This window comes from uncultured Methanobrevibacter sp., from assembly GCF_900316895.1.
In the GTDB taxonomy this organism is placed as follows: Archaea; Methanobacteriota; Methanobacteria; order Methanobacteriales; family Methanobacteriaceae; genus Methanocatella.
Map to the genome: position 1 here is coordinate 1 of NZ_ONER01000084.1, position 6,363 is coordinate 6,363.

5 protein-coding genes are annotated in these 6,363 nt (G+C 40.2%); 2 read left to right on the forward strand and 3 right to left on the reverse strand.

Going from position 1 to position 6,363, the window contains the following annotated elements; translation table 11 throughout:
- Positions 1-30: 30 nt before the first annotated feature.
- Positions 31-1,614 (forward strand): lysine--tRNA ligase, encoded by a 1,584-nt coding sequence (gene lysS / locus QZN27_RS08225; RefSeq protein ID WP_296786265.1) that lies wholly within the window; start codon positions 31-33, stop codon positions 1,612-1,614.
- A 20-nt stretch (positions 1,615-1,634) separates the two neighbouring features.
- Here the strand turns inward: lysS and QZN27_RS08230 are convergent, their stop codons facing one another.
- From QZN27_RS08230 to QZN27_RS08240, 3 genes are read right to left on the reverse strand one after another with little or no spacing between them, the layout of a single operon-like run.
- Entirely contained in the window at positions 1,635-2,012 is a 378-nt protein-coding gene (locus QZN27_RS08230; RefSeq protein WP_296786268.1) for a hypothetical protein, read from the reverse strand.
- Positions 2,013-2,483, reverse strand: a complete 471-nt coding sequence (locus tag QZN27_RS08235) for a nucleoside deaminase (protein ID WP_296786270.1) — start codon at positions 2,481-2,483, stop codon at positions 2,013-2,015.
- 33 nt (positions 2,484-2,516) lie between these two features.
- A complete protein-coding gene (locus QZN27_RS08240) occupies positions 2,517-3,581 on the reverse strand; it encodes a hypothetical protein (protein WP_296786273.1) in 1,065 nt (354 codons plus the stop codon).
- 160 nt (positions 3,582-3,741) lie between these two features.
- Here QZN27_RS08240 and polC point away from each other — a divergent pair.
- Positions 3,742-6,363, forward strand: a 2,622-nt coding sequence (polC, locus tag QZN27_RS08245) for a DNA polymerase II large subunit (protein ID WP_296786276.1), incomplete at its 3' end; no start/stop codon positions are given.

Sequence of the window (6,363 nt, forward strand, 5' to 3'; positions counted from 1 at the left end):
TTATTCTTATTATTATAATGGTGAATATAAATGACACATTGGATTGAAAACATAGCTAATGAATTGAGTAAAATGGACGTAGAAGAGCATGTCATTGCAAGCGGAACCTCCATTTCAGGTTCAATACATATTGGAAACTCTTGCGACATATTTGTAGCTAACGGAATCGGAAAGAAATTAAGAGAAAAAGGAAAGAAAGCTAAAACAATATGGATTGCAGACGACCACGACCCACTCAGAAAGGTACCATACCCTTTACCTGAATCATACGACAAATACCTGGGCATGCCATACTCAATGATTCCATGTCCTGACGGATGCTGTGCAAACTTTGTAGAGCACTTTGAAAAACCGTTACTGTCCGTGATGGACGATTATGGAATTGAAATGGAAACAAAATCCGGTTTTGAAATGTACAAGTCCGGAGTATATAACGATTACATCAGAACATCCCTGGAAAGAGTCGAAGAAATCAAGGAAATCTTCAACGAATACAGAAGAGAGCCTTTGGCTGACGACTGGTTGCCATACAACCCTATCTGTGATGAATGTGGACGTGTAAACACCACATATGCCTACGACTATGACGGCGACATCATAAAATACAGATGTGAATGCGGCCACGATGGTGAAATGGACATCAAATCCGGAAACGGTAAGCTCACATGGAGAGTCGAATGGGCTGCAAGATGGAAAATATTCGGAACCACATGCGAACCTTTCGGAAAGGACCACGCAGCAAGCGGAGGATCATACGATGTAAGTAGCGTAATATCCGAAAAGATTTTTGACTACCCTGCACCTTATCCTGTACCATACGAATGGATCACACTTGACGGCGAAGCGATGAGTAAATCCCACGGAGTCTTCTTCGCTCCTGAGGAATGGCTGAAAATCGGCCCTGCAGAAAGTCTTCACTATTATCTCTTCAGGTCAAAACCAATGAAGGCAAAGGACTTCTCACCTAAAATGCCTTTCCTTGACTTTATCGACCAGTTCGATACAGTTGAAAAAGTGTTCTACGATGAGGTTGAAGCTCCATCCGAAAAAGAAGGCAGGAAATTCAAGGAAATCTATGAAATTGTCCAGATGGAACCTGGAAGCCCATTACCTTTCAGACCACCTTTCAGATTCCTGGTCAACGCCTATCAGATTGCCGGTGACGATTTGGAAAAAATCTTCGATATTCTTAAAAGAAACTCACAGCTTACCAAAAGCTTCAAAGACAAGGAGTTCGGCGACCTGACTGACTTGGAAATGGCACAATACCGCGAAAGGGTTGACAATGTAATCTACTGGCTGGACACCTATGCACCTAAATTCGTGAAATTCCAAGTTCAAGAAAAAAGCATTCCTAAACTGCCATTGACCCCTGAACAGGATCAGTTCCTGGCTGATTTGGCTGACCTGATGGAAACCACCGAGTTTACAGACGCCGCAGAATTGCACGATGCAATGTATGAAATCCTCGAAGGCCAAGGATTAAAACCTCAAAAAGGTTTCCAGGCAATCTACAAAATGATTCTCGGTCAAAAACAAGGTCCAAGAGCAGCATCATTCCTGTTAAGCTTGGACAAAGACTTTGTTGTGAAAAGATTAAGAAAAGAAGCTTAATCTTTTAATTTTTTTCTTTTTTAAATTATACTTTTGAATTCCTTTTTCATTAGAAGGTCCTCTGTGAACCTGTAATCTAGTTTTTCAAAAATTTCAATCAGAATATCCTCTTTTGAATCAAAACTTACCACTATACTTTTGAATTCATAATCCATTGCTATCTTTTCAAGCTGTCTGATAAGCTTATAGGATATCCTTTCCCTATTGTCATAGGAGTTCAAAAAGAGCGTTGTTATCTCAGCGGACTCTGAGTCATATACCTTGAAGCTGGCACATCCCACTGTCTTTCCGAAATTATTCAAAAGAAGAACTACCTGAGGCTCATTCACTTCACATCCAAATGAGGAACACATATCTACAAACCTTTCATCCCTCTCATCAGTTATTATTATCTCCATTCATTTCACCTCTGTAGTGTTGCCGACCTTCTTTAGCTCCTCATCCCAGATTTCGGAATTGTTGGCGGCAAACTTCAAAAACATGTCTCGGCATTTGATGTCATTCAAAACCCTGACCTCCACGCCGTTGCATTTAAGCATGTTTTCGGCACCCATTAGCGTAGTGTTCTCCCCAATCACAACCCTCGGAATGTTATACAGTATCACTGCACCTGAGCACATCGGGCATGGGGACAGCGTAGTGTACAATGTGCATTCAATGTAATCCTCATAATTAAGGCGCCCTGCATTTTCAATTGCATCCATCTCGGCATGAAGAACGACAGAATCGTTTTGAATCAGTCTGTTATGGCCTCTGGATATGATTTCCCCATCCTTAACGAGCACCGCCCCAATCGGGATTCCGCCTTCAGTCAAGGACTTTTCCGCTTCCTTTAAAGCTTCCGCCATAAAATAATCATCGGTTTTCATAAAAAAAATAAGTTAATAGATGAATTTAATCATCTATTTGAATCTGTTGAACAATCCTTTATTGGATTCTTTTTCCAATTTTTCTTCAAGTTTTGAAACTTGCTTTCTTAAATCGGAAACTGTTTTGTTAGATTCGTTTGAAAGTTTATCATAGCTGCTTTCTTTGACTTTGAGTTTTGTTCTAAGGTTAGAAATTTCTTCCTTATATCCGTCAATCTCTTTTTTGATTTGAGCTTCAACTTCCTCTTTATAGTTTCCGAATTCAATGATTTCGGATCTTAGCTTGTCAACTTCTTCTGAAAGTGATATGTTTTCCTTTCTTGCATCTGATAATTTGGCTTTCAAATCCTTCAATTCATTAATCAGATTTTCATTTTCTTTTTTGATGCTGTCGACATCGGTGTTTGCAAGTTTTTCCTTAAGTTCTGATATTTCAGCTCCCAATTCATCTTTTATGGTATTTATTTCGGATTCTAACTTATCAGCCCTTACTTTGTGAACTGCACCTTCAGCACCCAATTTACCGATGTTGTTGCTTAAATCGGCATTGATGTCAAGCTGATCGAAATATTTTCTTGTGGATTTTTCAAGTGCATCAGTTAATTCCTTTTTAAGTTTTTTTAGCTCTGCATTTTCTTTTTTGAGCTTAGGAATTACTTTATTTGTTAAGTAATTGAGTTCATTAGACTGGTTGGATAATTTTTTATCCTTTTCAGCCAATTTATCTTTTAAATTATTAATTTTAGAAGAATCTTGTTTTGGTTGTTCAATTTCAGGTTCCTCTTCAACAGGTTCTCCAACAACTTCGATTTTAGGCTCGTTGTGGATAGGTTCCTCTTCAGCAGGTTCTTCAACTATCTCTTCCTCAACAACCTCTTCCTCTACAGGTTCTTCAACAACTTCTTCTTCAACTGGTTCTTCATCAATAGTTTCTTCAACTAAAACTTCAGGAACTGTATTTTCAACTGCTGGTTCTTCAACAATCTTTTCTTCAACAACTTTCTCTTCAGTTTCGGTTTTTGGCTTGTTTCTAATTTTGGTCAAGTCCAATTTTACTTTTTGACCGTACATAGCGTTCATTGGTTTATCATTAGACATTAAAATCACCATTATAGCAATATTAATTTTTAAAATTCAACTACAAGATACATTAATAATTAAGAATTTTGGCATATTTAAGTATTGTCTAAAAAACATTAATAACAATAAAATACAATACATTATATACCAAATTAATTTTGTAACTTGTGGCGATACTATGGATTATTTTGATAGATTAGAAAAAGAAACCAATCACCTATACGATATAGCTAACGAAGCAAGGTCTAAAGGTTTAGATGTTGAAACTGAAACTGAAGTGCCACTTGCAAAGGATTTAGCTGAAAGAGTAGAGGGGCTTGTTGGCCCCGAAGGTGTGGCACAGAGAATCAAGGAATTGGAAACCGATATGGACAGGGAATCTGTCGCTTTTGAAATTGCCGCTGAAATCGCATCCGGAAAATTCAATCTGACCGGCGAAAAGGCCAACTGGAATGAGGAGCAGAGGTGCGATCAGGGATTAAGGACCGCTCTTGCCATCCTGACAGAAGGTGTGGTAGCAGCGCCTCTGGAAGGAATTTCCGATGTTAAAATCAAAGAAAATTTTGATGGAACAAAATACATTGGAGTATACTTTGCAGGACCTATCAGAAGTGCAGGAGGTACAGCTGCAGCATTGGCCGTGCTTCTGGGAGACAAGATTCGCCAGGCTATCGGCATTGATGCATTTAAACCGATAGATGATGAAATTGAAAGATATGTAGAGGAAGTAGAGCTTTACGAATCCGAAGTTACAAACCTTCAATACTCACCAACACCAGAAGAAGTGAGATTCGCCGCAAATCATATTCCAGTAGAAGTGTCCGGAGAGCAGACCGACCAGGTAGAGGTATCCCACAGGGATTTGGAACGTGTTGAAACAAACAACATTCGTGGAGGAGCCCTTCTGGCTATGGTTGAGGGAGTTATCCAGAAATCCAAAAAGATTCACAAGATCTCCAAGAAATTGGGTCTTGATTGGGAATGGCTCAGCGAGTATTCAAAACCTAAAAAGGACGATTCATCAGATTCAAGCGACGATTCCGATGTTGTCAGCGAACCTAAATACATCCAGGATATCATTGGAGGAAGACCTATTCTTGGATATCCTTCAGAAAAGGGCGCATTCAGATTGAGATACGGACGTTCAAGAAACACCGGTCTTGCCACAATGGGAGTTCATCCGGCAACAATGGCATTGCTTGAATTTCTTGCCGTTGGAACACAGCTTAAGATTGAATATCCAGGAAAGGGTAACTGTGTCGTTCCGGTCGATTCCATTGAAGGACCAACCGTAAAACTCAGAAACGGAGACGTATTGATACTTGACAGCGTTAAAAAGGCCCGTGAAGTTAAAAAGGATGTTACCGAAATACTGTTTTTAGGAGACATGCTTGTCGCATTCGGAGAATTCTTAAGAAACAACCAGCCTTTATATCCGTCAGGATGGGTTGAAGAATGGTGGATCCAACTGCTGATGAGAAGCGAAAAATTCGACAAGGACAACACCGATTTGGACCTGTATAAATTGGAATACGAGTATTTGCCGTCTGTCGAAGCATTCAAGCTATCAAAAGAGTATGACATCCCCCTTCATCCAAGATACACCTACTGCTATAATGATGTGACCATCGACGATTTGAATACGCTGATTGACCTTATTGAAAAGTCCAAGTCAAGTTACAAAAAAGATGAAGGAATAAAGCTTGATTTATCCTATCCGAAAAGGGTTTTGGAAATTATTGGAGTCCCTCACATTGTAAGGGACGGCAAGATAATCATCGATAAGGACCACTCATATGCATTGCTTGTGACCTTATCCAAAAAGCTTCCTAAGATGAAAACAACCATTGAGGCAGTGAATGCGGTCTCACCGGTTGAAATTAAAAATAAGGCTCCGGCATACATCGGTACCCGTGTCGGAAGACCTGAAAAATCAAAGGAAAGGCTTATGAGACCCGCTCCTCACGGATTGATTCCGATAGGCAATTATGGAGGAGCAAGAAGACTGGTTGCAACCGCCGCCAAAAAGGGCAGCATTAAAGTGGAGATATCAAGAAGGAAATGTACCAATCCTGAATGTGGAATCAGCTCTTTCGGGTCACTATGTCCTAAATGTGGACATCCTACCGAAATGGGCAAACCTTCAATGAAAACCGTTCCTTTGGCGTCAATGCTTAAAAAGGCATCAGATAATGTTAAGGTAAGACGTGTTGACGAGGTAAAGGGTGTTGTCGGTATGATTTCCGAGGCCAAACTCCCTGAACCTATTGAAAAGGGAATACTCAGGGCAAAGCATGAAGTGTTTACCTTCAAGGATGGAACAATCCGCCATGACTCCACCGATTTGCCTTTGACACATTTCATCCCAAGCGAAATTGGGGTCAGCGTCGAGAAATTGCATGAAATGGGTTATGAAAAGGATTGCTATGGAAATCCTATTGAAAATGAGGACCAGATTATCGAGTTAAGGGTTCAGGATATTGTAATATCAGATAATTGTGGAGAATATCTTCTCAGAACAGCGCAATTTATTGATGACGAGCTTACCAGATATTATGGTATGGAGCCGTTCTACAACGTCAAGGAGAAAAGCGACCTGATTGGCCATCTGGTGGCCGGACTGGCGCCGCACACATCCGCCGGTGTTTTAGGAAGAATCGTCGGATTCACCAAAGCATTGGGCTGTTATGCTCATCCTTATTTCCATTCAGCAAAACGTAGAAACTGCGACAGTGACGAAGATGCAGTGATGCTGCTTTTGGATGCATTGATTAACTTTTCAAAGACATACCTGCCGAAT